Here is a 14,907-nt window from a genome sequence, read left to right as displayed (position 1 = left end):
GGCCGCAGCCTCAGGCGCTGCGAACGGCCCGCAGGTAGACCTCGATCATCCAGGCCAGCATGACGGCGTTCAGGATATGCCACATGAAATGCGTGCCCACGGGCAGGCTCGGGCAAAGCGGGCCGTCCAGCGTGCGGAAGGTGAGCGACAGCACCAGAAGCCCCCCGCCAAGCCCCAGACCCCACGCCACATTCGGCAGTCGCCGTGCCAGAAGCGCCGCATAGAGCAGGATCAGCAGGGCCACCGGCGCATAGGCGGCGGACGATCCCAGCCAAGGCATCGCGGTGAAGACGGGCGTCGTCACCGCGGCATAGGGGAAGAACAACGCCGTCAGCCCCAGCGCAGGCCAGAGCGGCAGCCCCCAATAGTGACGGTTCGCCGCGAAGAGATAGAGCAGGATGAAGGCAAGGATCGGCAGGACATCCGCCATCGAAGCCCATGCCGTCGCGTGGGTGTGGAACAGAAAGCTGCCGACCCCGATCACCGCGAGCACGATGCAAAGTGCCCGCGCCAGCGGTTGCCCCTTTGCCCGCGGCCACATCACCAGCGCGGCGATCACGAAGGCGGCGTTGGTCACGGCGTTGATCGGCTCCGACCAGTAGGTCGGGTCGGTCCGTTCGCAATACGCGTCAATCTGTTCGGTCCAGTTCATTAAACCCGTGCCATTTGTCTGCTAGGGAAGCCTTATTCATTAACAATATACGGAGTGTAAGATGAGAATCACATGGCTTGGCCATTCCGGCTTTCGGATCGAGATCGGCGATCAGGTTCTGCTGATCGACCCTTGGCTTGTCGGGAACCCGATGTTCCCCGAGGATCGCCGCGCCGAGGCCATTTCAGGGGCCACCCATCTTCTGGTGACCCATGGCCATTTCGACCATATCGCCGACACCGTCGCGATCTGCCGCGAACTCGGCATTCCCGCCGTCGGCATCTTTGACCTGATGAGCTGGTGGGAAGAGCAGGAGAAAATCAACGTCATCGGCTTCAACAAGGGCGGCACCGTACAGCTGGGTGACGTGGCCGTGACCATGGTGAACGCCACCCACTCGGCGTCCATCGGCGGGCCGAACGGGCCGGTCTATACCGGGACGGAGTCGGGCTTCATGATTTCGGGTGAGGGCCGCACCATCTATGTGTCGGGCGATACCGACGTGATGGCCGACATGGGGGTCTTCAACGCCCTGCACGCGCCCGATATCGGCATCCTGTGCGCCGGCGGTCATTTCACCATGGACATGAAGCGGGCGGCCTATGCGGCGAAAACCTATTTCGACTTCAAGACCGTGATCCCCTGCCACTACAAGACCTTCCCGCTGCTGGAGCAGTCGGCGGATGCGCTGAAAGAGGGTCTGCCGGGCGTCGATGTGATCGAGCCCGAGGTTCTGGTCCCGATCGAACTCTGATCGTCCCTTTACGGGCGGTCCCTTGCGGCCCGGCGATGTGCCGGGCCGTATTCGTCACCGTCTGTCCGCGAAGAAGTCTTTCAGAAGAGTCTCGGCCTGCGCCGCGCCGATACCATCGTAGACTTGGGGCACGTGGTGGCTTTGCGGATGCTCGAAAACCCTCGGCCCGTGGGCCACACCGCCCGATTTCGGGTCCGCCGCGCCATAGTAAAGCCGCGCGATGCGGGCCTGACTGATGGCCGAGGCACACATCGGGCAGGGTTCCAGCGTCACGTACAGATCATGGCCGGGCAGGCGTTCCGACCCCGCTGCCGCGCAGGCCGCCCGAAGGGCGAGGATCTCGGCATGCGCCGTGGGATCCGACAACTCTCGCGTGCGGTTGCCAGCGGCGGCCACGATCTCTCCCGAGGGGGCGACCACGACCGCGCCTACCGGCACCTCGCCGCGGGCGGCGGCGGCGCGCGCCTCGGCCAAGGCCGCGTCCATATGGCTGCGAAAGGGGCTCATTTCACCCTCATGCCGCGGGGCCGGCCCGGTCGCAAGCCGCTTTCCCCGATCACGGAACGGGCGTAGACCATCAGCCATGGAAAAGGATTCTCCCACAGGCGAGCGCATCGCGAAGGTTTTGGCCCGGGCCGGGATCGCCTCCCGCCGAGAGGCCGAGCGGATGATCGAGGCCGGGCGCGTCTCCGTCAACGGTCAGCGTATCACCAGCCCCGCACTGAACGTGACCCCGGCCGACAAGATCGCCGTCGACGGGCAGGAGGTGGCCGAGCCCGAACCGTCGCGGCTGTGGCTTTACCACAAGCCCGCCGGGCTGGTGACCACTGCGCGGGACGAAAAGGGGCGGCCGACGGTCTTCGACGCGCTGCCCGAGGACATGCCGCGGGTGATGTCGGTCGGTCGGCTGGACCTCAATTCCGAAGGCTTGCTGCTGCTGACCAATGACGGGGAAATCAAGCGGCGGTTGGAACTGCCCGCGACCGGCTGGGTGCGGAAATACCGCGTGCGTATCAAGGGCGCGCCCAGCGACGAGGCGCTGGAGCCCTTGCGCAAGGGCGTAACGGTCGAAGGGGAGCGGTTCCAGCCGATGAGCGTGACGCTCGACCGGCAGCAGGGGGCCAATGCGTGGCTGACCATCGGTCTGCGCGAGGGGAAGAACCGCGAAATCCGCCGGGCCATGGAAAGCCTTGGCTTCTCGGTCAACCGGCTGATCCGGGTGGGCTATGGCCCCTTCCGTCTGGGTGAGCTGAAGGCGGGCGAGGTGGAAGAAGTGCGCGCCCGGGTCATGCGTGACCAACTGGGGCTTGGGTCCGACGAGAAACCCACCGGAACCGCGGTCGCACGGCCCAAGGTCGCGCGCACGCGCCGCCGCAACCGGTAAACCTCTGCCGACAGATTTCCACGGGGCTTGCTTTTCGTATCGCTGTCGCATCCCATGTATAAGGCAAGAGCGAAGTACATGGGGTTGGGTATGTCCGAGACCGGTCTACAAAAGCTGGCTTTCTCCTTGCTGGTCGCGCTGGTGATCTATGTCGCCTTCACGGGGGGCGCATGATGGCAGAGCGTTACGGCGGCAAATACAGCCCGACCGCGCAGACCGAGGGCGTGAGGGTCATCCCCCCGCGCCATCCGTTCCAGAACAAGCGGCCCAGCCGGGCGGGCGCCCGGGCCAATTTCATGTTCTTCGTGCCGATCTTCCTGATACCGCGGGCGTTTTCCTCTGATCCCGTGGGGATGGGCCTGACGCTGGGCGCGCTGGGCCTGTTGTTGCTGGCCGCGTGGCTGACGCGCGAGGGGCTGAGGGCCGAGGATGCGTGGTCGGCGCGCAAGGTCGCCCGGCGGCCCGCGATGCCGCGCAAGATGATGGGGTCCGCGCTGACCGGGGCAGGGCTCTTTCTTGCCGGGATGGGCCCCGGGGCGGGCTTTCTCGAACCGTCGATCTATGCGGTTATGGGCCTTGTCCTGCACAGCCTGACCTTCGGGGTGGACCCGATGAAGGACAAGGGGATGGAGGGGATCGACACCTTCCAGCAGGACCGCGTGGCAAAGGTCGTCGAGGAGGCCGAAGCGCATCTGAAAACGATGTCGGAAGCGATCAGTCGCATCGGCGACCGCACGCTGGAGGCCCGCATCACCCGGTTCGAAGAGACCGTGCGCGACATGCTCCGGACCGTGGAGGAGGACCCGCGCGATCTGACCGCGGCCCGGAAATACCTCGTCGTTTATCTTCTGGGGGCGCGGGATGCCTCCACCAAGTTCGCCGATTTTTTTGCCCGGACCCGTGATGCAAGTGCCCGGGCGGACTACGTTTCGCTTCTGGATGATCTGGAACAGAATTTCGCGGCTCGGACCCGGGCCCTGATGCAGGACAACCGCACCGATCTGGATGTCGAGATCGAGGTGCTGCGCGAAAGATTGCAGCGTGAAGGCGTGCGCCCCGAGACGGCCACGCACAACCGTGGAGAGTGACAATGCCCGATGAAGTGCGCCGGAAGGCCGCCGCCGATGTTGCCGAGGTCGAAAAGTTGAGTGCCGCGCTGTTGCCCGAACCCGCGGGCGATCTGGTCCCGTTGGAGGCGGCGGAGCCGCAAATGGCTGACGAGATCCGCAAGCGGATGGGTGAACTCGACATCACCGACAGCAATTCGATCATCCGGTTCGGGTCGGCCGCCCAAGGAGAGTTGCAGGAGATCAGCCAGGCCATGCTGGCCGATGTGCGCAACAAGGATGCCGGTCCGGCGGGCGACTCCCTGCGCGAGATGGTGACGACGATCCGCGGGTTCTCGGTGTCGGAACTGGATGTTCGCCGCGACCAAAGCTGGTGGGAAAAGCTGATGGGCAAGACCGCGCCCTTTGCCAGTTTCGTGGCGCGCTATGAAACGGTGCAGGGGCAGATCGACGGCATTACCGACAGGCTTCTGACCCATGAGCACACCTTGATGAAAGACATCAAGTCGCTCGATAAACTCTATGAAAAGACACTGAATTTCTATGACGAGCTTGCGCTGTATATCGCGGCTGGCGAACGCAAGCTGAAGGATATCGACGAGACAGAGATCCCCGCGTGTCAGGCTGCCGTCGATGCGGCCGATGAAAACGATCAGGTGATGAAGGCGCAGGAACTGCGCGACCTGCGCGCGGCGCGGGACGATCTGGAACGCCGGGTGCACGATCTGAAACTGACCCGTCAGGTGACGATGCAATCGCTGCCCTCGATCCGGTTGGTGCAGGAGAACGACAAGTCGCTGGTGACCAAGATCAACTCCACGCTGGTCAACACCGTGCCGCTTTGGGAAACGCAACTGGCCCAGGCGGTGACCATCCAGCGGTCCAAAGAGGCCGCAGAAGCGGTGCGCGCGGCGTCGGATCTGACCAATGAACTGCTGACCGCGAACGCCACGAACCTGCGCACCGCCAACAAGACGGTGCGCCAGGAGATGGAGCGCGGCGTCTTCGACATCGAGGCGGTGAAGAAGGCCAACGCCGAACTGGTCGCGACGATCGAGGAAAGCCTGCAGATCGCGGATGAGGGCAAGGCGCGCCGCGCCAAGGCCGAACAGGACCTGAGGAAGATGGAGGCCGAATTGCGCGACACGCTTGCCGCAGCCAAATCCCGGGCCCAGGCCGGCGGGTCTGTGCCGGGGGCGTGACAAGACCGTGCAACCCGCACCCCGAGCCCTGTTTGCGTTGATACTGGTGGCGTCTGCCCTTGCCGGCTGCCAGACATCGACGCGCGCGGTGACCTATCTTCCGTCGGCGGCGCATCCGGCCGAAAGACCGGCCCGCAGTTCGGCGGAAAGCGAGGCATTGGCCCGGCACTATGCCCGTGTCGAGGCCGACCTCGTCAGCCGTGGGCTGCTGCGGACCGATTCCGGCCTGGACGATGTGCCCTTCTCGCGCCGGACACTGGTGCGCAATTTCCTGCGGATCGCTCTTTATGACGAGTATGTGCCGCGCTCGGGGCAACTGGTCGCCCGCGAAACCAAAAGCCGCCTGCGCCGATGGGGCCAGCCGATCCGGATCGGGCTGGTTTTCGGCGATACCATCCCCGCGTCCCGTCGCAAGGCGGACCGGGCCGATATTGCAGCCTATGCCAGCCGGTTGTCCGCGCTCACGGGGCTTCCGATCCGCATGACCGATGCCGATCATGCGAACTATCTTGTTCTGGTGATGAACGAGGACGAGCGCCGCGCGTTCGGGCCAGAGCTTGAACGGCTGGTGCCGGGGATCGACGCCACGGGTATTCGCACGGTGACGGATGTGCCGCGGTCGACCTTCTGCCTTGTCCTGGCCTTTTCCGAAGGCTCGTCCAGCACCTATTCCCGCGCCATCGCCGTGATCCGCGGCGAACATCCGGAACGCTTGCGCCAGTCCTGCATTCACGAGGAACTGGCCCAGGGCATGGGGCTGGCCAATGACAGCCCGGCAGCCCGGCCCTCGATCTTCAACGACGATGAGGAATTCGCACTGCTGACTGGCCATGACGAGATGCTTTTACGCATCCTTTACGACCGGCGGCTTAGCCCCGGCATGACCGAGGACGAGGCGCGCCCGATCGTGGAGACCATCGCGGCAGAGTTGATGCCGGAGGAAAGCGGGTAACCGGTGACCGGATGGCGTTCGGTCGCCTATAGTCAGAGTGTTGCGAACGGAGGACGGGCCATATGGGCATTTTCGATTTCCTTTCCGGTGAGTTCATCGACGTCATCCACTGGGTCGACGACACCCGCGACACCATGGTCTGGCGGTTCGAGCGTGAGGGGCACGAGATCAAGTACGGTGCCAAGCTGACCGTGCGAGAGGGGCAGGCGGCCGTCTTCGTGCATGAGGGGCAACTGGCCGACGTCTTCACCCCCGGTCTTTACATGCTGGAAACCAACAACATGCCGGTGCTGACGACGCTCCAGCACTGGGATCACGGGTTCAAATCGCCCTTCAAGTCGGAAATCTACTTCGTCAACACCACCCGCTTTACCGATCTGAAATGGGGCACCAAGAACCCGATCATGTTGCGCGACCCCGAATTCGGGCCGACGCGCATCCGTGCCTTCGGAACCTATGCCGTGCGTGTGACCGACCCCGCGACATTCCTGGTGGAGATCGTGGGCACCGATGGCGAATTCACGATGGACGAGATCAGCTTTCAGATCCGCAACGTCATCGTGCAGGAATTTTCCCGGGTGATCGCAGGATCGGGCATCCCGGTGCTGGACATGGCGGCGAACACCGCCGATCTGGGCAAGCTGATTGCGACCGAGGTGTCGAAAACGCTGGACGGGTACGGGCTGACCCTGCCGGAATTCTATATCGAGAACATCAGCCTGCCGCCCGCGGTGGAGGCGGCGCTGGACAAGCGCACCTCGATGGGGCTGGCGGGCGATCTGGGCCGCTACACCCAGTATTCCGCGGCCGAGGCGATGACCGAGGCGGCCAAGAACCCCGCGGGCGGTGGCATGGCGGCGGGTCTGGGCGCGGGCATGGGAATGGCGATGGCGCATAACATGGGCCATCACGGGCCGTGGGGGGCGGCGCCTGCGGTTGCGTCCGCCCGGCAGATGCCGCCCCCGCCGCCGGTGGAACATGTGTGGCACATCGCCGAGAATGGCGCGACGCGCGGGCCATTCTCTCGCGCCGATCTGGGGCGTATGGCGTCCGAAGGGGCGGTGGGCCGCGAAACCTATGTCTGGACACCGGGGCAGGATGGCTGGAAGCGGGCCGAGGACGTGGCCGAACTGGCGCAGCTTTTCACCGTTCTGCCACCGCCCCCGCCGCATGATGCGTAAGCGCGACTGATGCCTTGTTTCGCCTGTGCCCATGCCTGACACCGTGCCCCCGATTGCGCCGCAAGAACATCGGTTCCCCTGCGAACAATGCGGTGCGGATCTGCGGTTTGCCCCGGGCTCTGCCCGGCTGGTCTGCGATCATTGCGGCCATACCGAGGCGATCGAGATGGCCGGCCCCTGGAGGGGCAGCGTTGCGGAACTGGATTTTCAGGCCGGTCTGGCGGCCGATTTGCCGGGCGCCGAGATGCAGGAGGTCCGGCACCTGAAATGCCCCAATTGCGGGGCCGAGGTCGAGATGGGCCCGGATGCCCATGCCACCGAATGCCCGTTCTGCGCGACGCCGGTGGTCACCGACACCGGTCGCCAACGCCGGATCAAGCCCAAGGGCGTTCTGCCCTTCGCGCTGGAAGAACGCGACGCCCACAAGGCGATGACCGACTGGCTGGGCCGTCTGTGGTTCGCACCGAACGGGTTGAAGCAATATGCCCGGAAGGGCCGCAAGATGGACGGCATCTATGTGCCCTACTGGACCTTCGATGCCGATACCCGGTCGCGCTATTCCGGGGCGCGGGGGACGGTCTATTATGAAACCCGGCGGGTGATCCGGGACGGCAAGACACAGACCATCCAGGTGCCCAAGGTGCGCTGGACGCCGGTGTCGGGCCGGGTGGCGCGGTTCTTCGACGATGTTCTGGTTCTGGCCTCGCACAGCCTGCCCAAACGCTTTACCGACGGGTTGCAGCCTTGGGACCTGTCCGAACTCGACCCCTACCGGCCGGAGTTTTTGGCCGGGTTCCGGGCAGAGGGCTACACCGTCGGGCTGGAGGACGGGTTTCGGGAGGCGCGGGCCTATATGGACCGGGTGATCCGGCGCGACGTGAAATTCGACATCGGCGGGGACCAGCAGCAGATCACGTCGCTCGATACCGATATCTCAAGCGTCACCTTCAAGCATGTCCTGCTGCCGGTCTGGCTGGCGGCCTACAAGTATCGCGGGCGCACCTATCGCTTCGTGGTCAACGGGCGGACGGGGCGGGTGCAGGGCGAACGCCCTTGGTCGGTCTGGAAGATCCTGCTGGCCGCGGTGCTGGCCGCGCTGGCGGCCGGGGCGATTGGCTATCTGGTGGCGATCAGCCAGAACGGTCAGGTCGTCGACTTTCAGCCATACCGGTACTGATACCAAAGGCTATCGAGCCGGACCGATCTGCAGGTCTCCGGTCTGCGCCGAAGAACCGGGCGCTGACAAGGGCTATCAGCCCCCGGCAAGCCTGCGGGCGATGCGGTTCTGGGTTTCGATGACACGCGGCAGATCCAGTGTCTTGAGATGGCCGTCGCGGACGATCTGCCGCCCCTCAACGAACAGATCGCGCACCCGGGTCGGCCCGGCCAGCAGGATCGCGGCCTTGTCCCAAAGCCCGGCGGCCTCGATCCCGCGCATGTCCCAGATCGCGACATCGGCCCGCTTGCCCACCATCAGCCGCCCGCAATCGGGACGGCCCAGTACATCGGCACCGCCGCGGGTCGCGATCTCCAGCGCCTCGCGCGCGCTCATCGCATTGGCGCCGTTGGCGACGCGCTGCAACAGCATGGCCTGCCGCGCCTCGGCGATCAGGTTGCCGCTGTCATTGCTGGCCGATCCGTCGACGCCAAGCCCGACCCGAACGCCCGCATCCCGCATCGCCCGAACCGGCGCGATGCCGGACCCAAGACGGCAATTGGAGCAGGGGCAGTGCGCCACGCCGGTGCCGGTCCGGGCGAACAGATCGATCTCGGCCCCGTCCAGCTTCACGCAATGGGCGTGCCACACATCGTCGCCGGTCCAGCCCAGATCCTCGGCATACTGGCCGGGGCGGCAGCCGAACATCTCCTGCGAATAGGCGATATCCTCGGCATTCTCGGCCAGGTGGGTATGCAGCCGCACGCCCTTGTCGCGGGCCAGAAGCGCGGCATCGCGCATCAGGTCCTGGCTGACGGTAAAGGGGGAACAGGGGGCGACGCCCACGCGCACCATCGCCCCATCGCGGTCGTCGTGGAAGGCGTCGATCACGCGGATGCAGTCCTCAAGGATCGCGTCTTCGGCCTCGGTCAGGGAATCCGGGGGCAGGCCGCCTTTCGACTCTCCGATGCTCATCGCGCCGCGGGTGGCGTGGAAACGCAGGCCGACCTCGCCCGCCGCCGCGATGGTGTCGTCCAGCCGCGCGCCGTTGGGGAACAGGTACTGGTGGTCGGAACTCATCGTGCAGCCCGACAGGGCCAGTTCCGAAAGGCCGATCATCGCCGAGACGCGAAATTCCTCGGGCCCGAACGTCGACCATATCGGGTAAAGCGTACGCAGCCAGCCGAACAGAAGCGCGTCCTGCCCGCCGGGAACCGCGCGCGTCAGGCATTGGGACAGGTGGTGATGCGTGTTCACCAGGCCGGGCGTGACAAGACAGCCCTCCGCCTGCACGATTTCGGCGTCTTCCAGTGCGAGGTCCGGGCCGATTTCCGCCACGACGCCGTGGCGCAGGCGCAGGTCATGCCCGGCGCGTTCGCTGCGCCGGTCGTCCATGGTGACGATCAGGTCCGCATTGCGGATCAGCACGTGGTTCATGGGTCAATCTCCCGCAGCGGACAGGATTGCCAAAGCCTCGGCATGGATTTGCGGGTTGGCCGCAGCCAGCACCCGGCCGCCCTGATGCGCCGGGCCGCCCTGCCAGTCGGTCACCACGCCGCCCGCGGCCTCGATCACTGCAATCGGCGCCTGGATGTCATAGGGGTGAAGCCCCGCCTCGACGACAAGGTCGATCTGGCCAAGCGCGATCAGGGCGTAGGCATAGCAATCCATCCCGTAACGGGTCAGCCGCACATGGGCGGACAACTCGGCGAAGGCGCGGGCCTCGGCGGGCGTGCCGACCTCGGGGAAGGTGCTGAACAGGCAGGCCTCTGACAAGGGCCGGGGCGCGCGTGTTTCCAGCGGCCGGACGCCGTCGGGGCCGGTCAGGCTGGCCTGACCCAGCCCGCCGACGAAACGCTCTCCGATATAGGGCTGGTCGATGATGCCAAGCCGCGGGCCGGTTTCATCGGACAGGGCGATCAGCACCCCCCATGTCGGCGTGCCGCACATGTAGCCGCGGGTGCCGTCGATCGGGTCGATCACCCATGTCAGGCCGGTCGCCCCGGCGATATCGTCCAGCTCTTCGCCAAGGATTCCGTCATCGGGACGCAATTCGGCCAGCAGACCACGCATAGACGCCTCCGCCTCGCGGTCGGCCTGCGTGACCGGGTCGAACCCGTCGCCGGACTTGTTTTGAAGGGAAAGCGCCCGGGTGCGGAAATGGGCGAGCGTCGAAACACGCGCCGCATCGGCGAGGGCGTGCGCAGTACTGATCAGACTGTCGGCATCGTCAAGATGCATCGGGCCTCCGGGCTTTGATACGGACGGAGTGCGTTCTGCACTTCAGACAGGGCGCTAGCCCTGATCGGAGCCGTCCGTCAAGCGCCGCTTTCAGGCCACGTCGCTCAGCACGCGGGCCAGTTCGAACAGGCGCCGCCGCTGGTTTTCCGGAATCGCATAGTAAGACCGGACAAGTTCAAGCGCTTCCTTGTCCGACAGCAGATCATCGGGCAGACCTTCGGCAACTGCTTCCTCGTGGCTGCCGTCAAGCCCTCGAAGAAAAAGCTCACCCGAACGCCCAGTGCGTCCGCGATATCCCAAAGCCGGGATGCGCTGACACGGTTCATGCCCGTCTCGTACTTCTGGATCTGCTGGAACTTGATCCCGACCCGTTCGGCCAACTGTTGCTGCGTCATGCCGACCATCCAGCGACGGTGCCGGATACGTTTGCCCACATGGACATCTACTGGGTGTTTCATAGGTGCACTCCTTACATCACACGGGCTAGTGAAGCAAACTGCATGCCAAGTTGTGTTGGGTGGACTTGCTCGCCTGCAGTTTCTCACCAAGCGGTTAAGAAGGAAAGGAATTAATTTTCTGTGAACCCCGCCGGGGTGCCTTGGGTGGCAGGAAATGGTCCCATGCGGCTCGCTCATTGGTTGCAATGCGCGAATATCTTCACAGAAATTCGCAAAATGCGAAAGCCCGATCCCTCCGGTTGTTTTGCATTTCGCAAACTCGTCCGTATGGCGTTCGCCCTTGCGCGACCGTCTGCGATGGGAGAGGTAACGCGTCGACCGGCAATCGCGAAGGAACTGACACCATGCGGGCATTTCGACTCTTGACGCAGGATACCGGGCCGGTGGTGCAGGACCTCTCCGTCCCCGAACCCGGGCCGGGAGAGGTCCGCGTGCGCATTGCGGCCTGCGGGCTGAATTTCGCCGATCTGCTGATGATCGAAGGCAAGTATCAGGACATACCGCCGGCGCCTTTCACCCTGGGAATGGAACTGGCCGGAACGGTCGATGCCATCGGCGCGGGGGTCGATCCGTCGCTGGCCGGGCGGCGCGTCGCGGTGTTCGCCGGGGCGGACGGTTTGGCCGACTATGGCTGTTTTCCGGCGGGTCGCTGCGTGCCCTTGCCCGATGCGATGCCGTTCTCCGATGCGGCGGCGTTCCAGGTCGCCTATGGCACGTCCCATGTCGCGCTGGATCACAAGGCCCGACTGAAAGAAGGCGAAACCCTTTTGGTGATGGGCGCGGCCGGTGGTGTGGGCCTGACAGCGGTCGAGATCGGCAAGCGGATGGGCGCGCGCGTCATCGCCTGCGCGCGGGGCGCCGAGAAACTGGCCGTCGCGAAGGCCGCCGGTGCCGATGAACTTGTAGACAGCGAAACCGACGATCTGCGGTCGGTTGTCAAGGGGCTTGGCGGCGCCGATGTCGTCTATGACCCCGTGGGCGGAGACCTGTTCCGGGCCGCGATGCGTGCCTGCAAGCCCGAGGCGCGGCTGCTGGTCATCGGCTTTGCCAGCGGTGACGTTCCTCAAATCCCGGCCAACCATCTGCTGGTGAAGAACCTGACCGTCATGGGGCTTTACTGGGGGGGCTATCTGGCCTTCCGGCCAGAGGTTCTGACCGGCAGCCTTGAACGGCTGTTCGCCTGGTATGCCGAAGGGGGCCTGTCGCCCCATGTCAGTCACATCCTGCCGCTCGACCGGGTGGAGGAGGGGCTGGACCTGCTGCGCCAACGCAAGGCGACGGGAAAGGTCGTCATCACGATGGCGGGCGCGGCCGACTGACGATTTGGCCGGGTGTGGCCCTAGCTGTTGCGATAGGCCTTGCGGATCACCTCGGCCAGTTCTTCGACAATCGGTCCTGCCGACAGGTCTGACACATACAGGTTGATCTTGGTCGTGGTCAGGTCGGGCAGGGCGCCGCCATGCTGGATACGCTCCACGTAAGGCGGCATCGCCCCCTCCAATACGGTATGGACGGCGAGGTCGGCGCTGACGCTGGCCTCTACCGTGCGGATGCTGTCGCTTTCCACGGCCATTTCCCAAGGAATGCAGGCCTTGTCCAGCGCGGCCTGAACGCCCTTGCGGAAAATGCACGCATGTTCATAGGCCAGCCGCAGCGGCCGCTGTTTCCAGGCCGAGCCGCCGATGGCGCCCACCCAGACCAGCGGCAGTTCGGTCAGCGTCTCCCCATCTTCGCCGCAGCCGTCCTCGGTCGTCAGGATGATGTCGACCTCGCCCTTGGCGAACAGTTCCCGCAAGCGCGTGGTGTAGGAGGACAGCAACTGCACCCGCACCCGCGGATAATCGGTCGCGAAACTGTTCAGCACCATCGGGATCGCCGGATAGACGATGTCATGGGGTACGCCCAGGATGACTTCGCCTTCGAATTCCTGCGCGGTCATGCGGGCATAGACCTCGTCATTCAGGGCCAGAATCCGCCGGGCATAGGCCAGGAGCTGGTCCCCGGATGCCGTCAGCCGAATCCGGCGTTCGGACCGGTCGAACAACTGCAGATCGAGCGCCTGTTCCAGCCGTTTCAACTGCATCGACACCGCCGACTGCGTCAGGTTCAGATATCCCGCGGCGCGGGTCACGCCGCCAGCCTCTGCCACCGCCACGAAAGAGCGGAGCGCGGTCATGTCCAGGTTGCGAGGCACATCACGATTCCTGATTCAATTGATAACGATCATTCGTTTGAAGAATGAAGCAGGTTTCGGCATAAGTATCAAGAAGCGTGATGCCTGACGCGCATCACATCACCAATGGTTAACAAGGTGTCGCCATGACCCATATTTCGACAGTCCCCCATCTTCGTTCCGGCGTTTCGCCCGTTCAACTGGTCCGCCGGATTGCCTTGGGCCTGCGCGCGGCAGAGCAGCGCCGCAGGCTTGCAACCCTTGATCCGGCCTTGCTGCGCGATATCGGTCTGACGCCCGAAGACGCCCTTGCCGAGGCGCGCCGTCCGGTCTGGGATGTTCCGTCAAGCTGGTTGCGCTAAAGCGCCAAGGCGCTGGCCGAAACCTTAACGAAATGCTGCGTTTTCGCGTGGGAATGCCTTGAAATGACGCCCCCTGTTGCCGATATTTCCCGGCAATGGCGGGGCGTTTTCTCATGCTGCCGCCGGTATTGGACCAAACAGGAGGCAGTCAATGGCTGACTACAACACGATCCGCGCCGGTCAGGCAGGTGTCCGCACCGCGCAGATCGACGAGGGCCTTCGCGCCCACATGAACAAGGTCTACGGCACCATGTCGGTGGGCCTTCTGGTGACCGCGGCCGCGGCCTGGGCGATTTCGGGCCTTGCGGTAACGACCGACCCCACCGGCGCCGTCGCGCAAATCAGTGCTGACAAATACCTGACCGGGCTGGGTCAGGCGCTTTATGCATCGCCGCTGAAATGGCTGATCATGTTCGCGCCGCTGCTGTTCGTGTTCGGCTTCAGCGCCGGCATCAACCGCATGTCGGCCTCGACCGCGCAAACCGTGTTCTACGTGTTCGCGGCCGTCATGGGTCTGTCGCTCAGCTCGATCTTCCTGGTGTTCACCGGCATTTCGATCGTGCAGACCTTCCTGATCACGGCGATCGCGTTCGCGGGCCTGTCGCTTTGGGGGTACACCACCAAGAAGGACATCTCCGGCTGGGGGTCGTTCCTGATCATGGGCGTGATCGGTCTGGTCGTGGCGTCCATCGTGAACATCTTCCTGCAGTCGCCTGCGGTCATGTTCGCGGTGTCGATCCTCGGCGTGCTGATCTTCGCGGGCCTGACCGCCTACGACACGCAGCGGATCAAGACGGACTACATCCAGCACGCGCAGATGGCCGATAGCGAATGGTTGGGCAAGTCGGCGATCATGGGGGCGCTGAACCTCTATCTCGACTTCATCAACCTGTTCATGTTCCTGTTGCAGTTCCTCGGCAACCGGGAGTGATCGCTCTTACAGCGACCTGACGCAAGACCGGCCCCGCCAGGCATCTGCCTTGGCGGGGCTTTTCTTTTCCGCGGGGCAAGTGGGTCAGGCGTTTCGCAGGGCCTAAGCCGGTTGGGCCGGGCCCGATGCGGTTAGCACAAGATCCAGCAGCGCCCAGGTTTCCCGCGCCTCGTCTTCCGTGATTTTTCGAACGGCATTGTCGAGATGGGTCAGCAGGTGGTCCCCGGGCGCGACGGTCTCGTGCTGAAGCATCCAGAGCGAGACATCCCGGCAGATTCCCTTTGCCTCGCACTTTGCGGTCAGGCCGTCGACCTTCACCACACGCATCGGAATCCCCATGCACATGCCAGCTTCCCCCCTGGAACTGGTATTTTCTGTGCGGGCACAAGTCGCG

Annotated in this window: 16 protein-coding genes and 1 pseudogene; 10 read left to right on the top strand and 7 right to left on the bottom strand. The window is 64.6% G+C overall.

What is annotated here, in order from left to right; all coding sequences use genetic code 11:
* Positions 1 to 10 precede the first annotated feature (10 nt).
* Positions 11 to 652, bottom strand: a complete 642-nt coding sequence (locus RGUI_RS02880) for a ceramidase domain-containing protein (RefSeq protein ID WP_081531674.1) — start codon at positions 650 to 652, stop codon at positions 11 to 13.
* A gap of 61 nt (positions 653 to 713) precedes the next feature.
* Between RGUI_RS02880 and RGUI_RS02875 the strand changes: the two genes are divergently transcribed.
* On the top strand, positions 714 to 1,406 hold the full coding sequence (locus RGUI_RS02875) for a metal-dependent hydrolase (protein ID WP_081531673.1): 693 nt from the start codon (positions 714 to 716) through the stop codon (positions 1,404 to 1,406).
* A 54-nt stretch (positions 1,407 to 1,460) separates the two neighbouring features.
* Here the strand turns inward: RGUI_RS02875 and RGUI_RS02870 are convergent, their stop codons facing one another.
* Positions 1,461 to 1,913 carry a nucleoside deaminase gene (locus RGUI_RS02870; protein WP_253798813.1) on the bottom strand — a complete coding sequence of 151 codons (453 nt, stop codon included), beginning with the start codon at positions 1,911 to 1,913 and terminating at the stop codon, positions 1,461 to 1,463.
* Between the two features lie 76 nt (positions 1,914 to 1,989).
* Here RGUI_RS02870 and RGUI_RS02865 point away from each other — a divergent pair, with 76 nt between their 5' ends.
* The 6 genes from RGUI_RS02865 to RGUI_RS02840 all read left to right on the top strand — a co-directional run bounded on the left by RGUI_RS02865 (position 1,990) and on the right by RGUI_RS02840 (position 8,369).
* A complete protein-coding gene (locus tag RGUI_RS02865) occupies positions 1,990 to 2,790 on the top strand; it encodes a pseudouridine synthase (RefSeq protein WP_081531672.1) in 801 nt (266 codons plus the stop codon).
* Positions 2,791 to 2,963: 173 nt separating this feature from the next.
* On the top strand, positions 2,964 to 3,878 hold the full coding sequence (locus RGUI_RS02860) for a 5-bromo-4-chloroindolyl phosphate hydrolysis family protein (protein WP_081535939.1): 915 nt from the start codon (positions 2,964 to 2,966) through the stop codon (positions 3,876 to 3,878).
* Positions 3,879 to 3,880: 2 nt separating this feature from the next.
* Positions 3,881 to 5,059 (top strand): toxic anion resistance protein, encoded by a 1,179-nt coding sequence (locus tag RGUI_RS02855; protein ID WP_081531671.1) that lies wholly within the window; start codon positions 3,881 to 3,883, stop codon positions 5,057 to 5,059.
* A gap of 88 nt (positions 5,060 to 5,147) precedes the next feature.
* Positions 5,148 to 6,011, top strand: coding sequence for a DUF2927 domain-containing protein (locus RGUI_RS02850; RefSeq protein ID WP_253798808.1), 864 nt, complete (start codon positions 5,148 to 5,150; stop codon positions 6,009 to 6,011).
* A gap of 62 nt (positions 6,012 to 6,073) precedes the next feature.
* Positions 6,074 to 7,192 carry an SPFH domain-containing protein gene (locus RGUI_RS02845; RefSeq protein WP_081531669.1) on the top strand — a complete coding sequence of 373 codons (1,119 nt, stop codon included), beginning with the start codon at positions 6,074 to 6,076 and terminating at the stop codon, positions 7,190 to 7,192.
* A 31-nt stretch (positions 7,193 to 7,223) separates the two neighbouring features.
* A complete protein-coding gene (locus tag RGUI_RS02840; protein WP_081531668.1) occupies positions 7,224 to 8,369 on the top strand; it encodes a TFIIB-type zinc finger domain-containing protein in 1,146 nt (381 codons plus the stop codon).
* 75 nt (positions 8,370 to 8,444) lie between these two features.
* Here the strand turns inward: RGUI_RS02840 and RGUI_RS02835 are convergent, their stop codons facing one another.
* The 3 genes and pseudogenes from RGUI_RS02835 to RGUI_RS02825 all read right to left on the bottom strand — a co-directional run bounded on the left by RGUI_RS02835 (position 8,445) and on the right by RGUI_RS02825 (position 11,047).
* Complete coding sequence (locus tag RGUI_RS02835) at positions 8,445 to 9,785, bottom strand: 8-oxoguanine deaminase (protein ID WP_081531667.1); 1,341 nt, start codon at positions 9,783 to 9,785, stop codon at positions 8,445 to 8,447.
* Positions 9,786 to 9,788: 3 nt separating this feature from the next.
* Complete coding sequence (locus RGUI_RS02830; RefSeq protein ID WP_081531666.1) at positions 9,789 to 10,589, bottom strand: inositol monophosphatase family protein; 801 nt, start codon at positions 10,587 to 10,589, stop codon at positions 9,789 to 9,791.
* Positions 10,590 to 10,679: 90 nt separating this feature from the next.
* Positions 10,680 to 11,047, bottom strand: a pseudogene (locus RGUI_RS02825) (helix-turn-helix domain-containing protein).
* 344 nt (positions 11,048 to 11,391) lie between these two features.
* Here RGUI_RS02825 and RGUI_RS02820 point away from each other — a divergent pair.
* Positions 11,392 to 12,366: an NADPH:quinone oxidoreductase family protein gene (locus tag RGUI_RS02820; RefSeq protein ID WP_081531665.1), complete on the top strand. Its 975-nt coding sequence runs from the start codon at positions 11,392 to 11,394 to the stop codon at positions 12,364 to 12,366.
* Positions 12,367 to 12,386: 20 nt separating this feature from the next.
* Here RGUI_RS02820 and RGUI_RS02815 read toward each other — a convergent pair whose 3' ends face one another.
* The gene (locus tag RGUI_RS02815) at positions 12,387 to 13,241 is read right to left on the bottom strand and encodes a LysR family transcriptional regulator (RefSeq protein WP_081531664.1); all 855 of its coding nucleotides are present in this window, start codon (positions 13,239 to 13,241) and stop codon (positions 12,387 to 12,389) included.
* Positions 13,242 to 13,366: 125 nt separating this feature from the next.
* Here RGUI_RS02815 and RGUI_RS02810 point away from each other — a divergent pair, with 125 nt between their 5' ends.
* Together RGUI_RS02810 and RGUI_RS02805 are read left to right on the top strand one after the other, a co-directional pair.
* Positions 13,367 to 13,582 carry a DUF1127 domain-containing protein gene (locus RGUI_RS02810; RefSeq protein WP_081531663.1) on the top strand — a complete coding sequence of 72 codons (216 nt, stop codon included), beginning with the start codon at positions 13,367 to 13,369 and terminating at the stop codon, positions 13,580 to 13,582.
* A gap of 151 nt (positions 13,583 to 13,733) precedes the next feature.
* Positions 13,734 to 14,513 (top strand): Bax inhibitor-1/YccA family protein, encoded by a 780-nt coding sequence (locus RGUI_RS02805; protein WP_081531662.1) that lies wholly within the window; start codon positions 13,734 to 13,736, stop codon positions 14,511 to 14,513.
* 102 nt (positions 14,514 to 14,615) lie between these two features.
* Here RGUI_RS02805 and RGUI_RS02800 read toward each other — a convergent pair whose 3' ends face one another.
* Positions 14,616 to 14,852 (bottom strand): HypC/HybG/HupF family hydrogenase formation chaperone, encoded by a 237-nt coding sequence (locus tag RGUI_RS02800; RefSeq protein WP_256387890.1) that lies wholly within the window; start codon positions 14,850 to 14,852, stop codon positions 14,616 to 14,618.
* Between the last annotated feature and the right edge of the window lie 55 nt (positions 14,853 to 14,907).

This window comes from Rhodovulum sp. P5, from assembly GCF_002079305.1.
Lineage (GTDB): Bacteria > Pseudomonadota > Alphaproteobacteria > Rhodobacterales > Rhodobacteraceae > Rhodovulum.
Note: the sequence above shows the minus strand (reverse complement) of the source record. Positions and strands in the feature narration are given on the sequence as shown.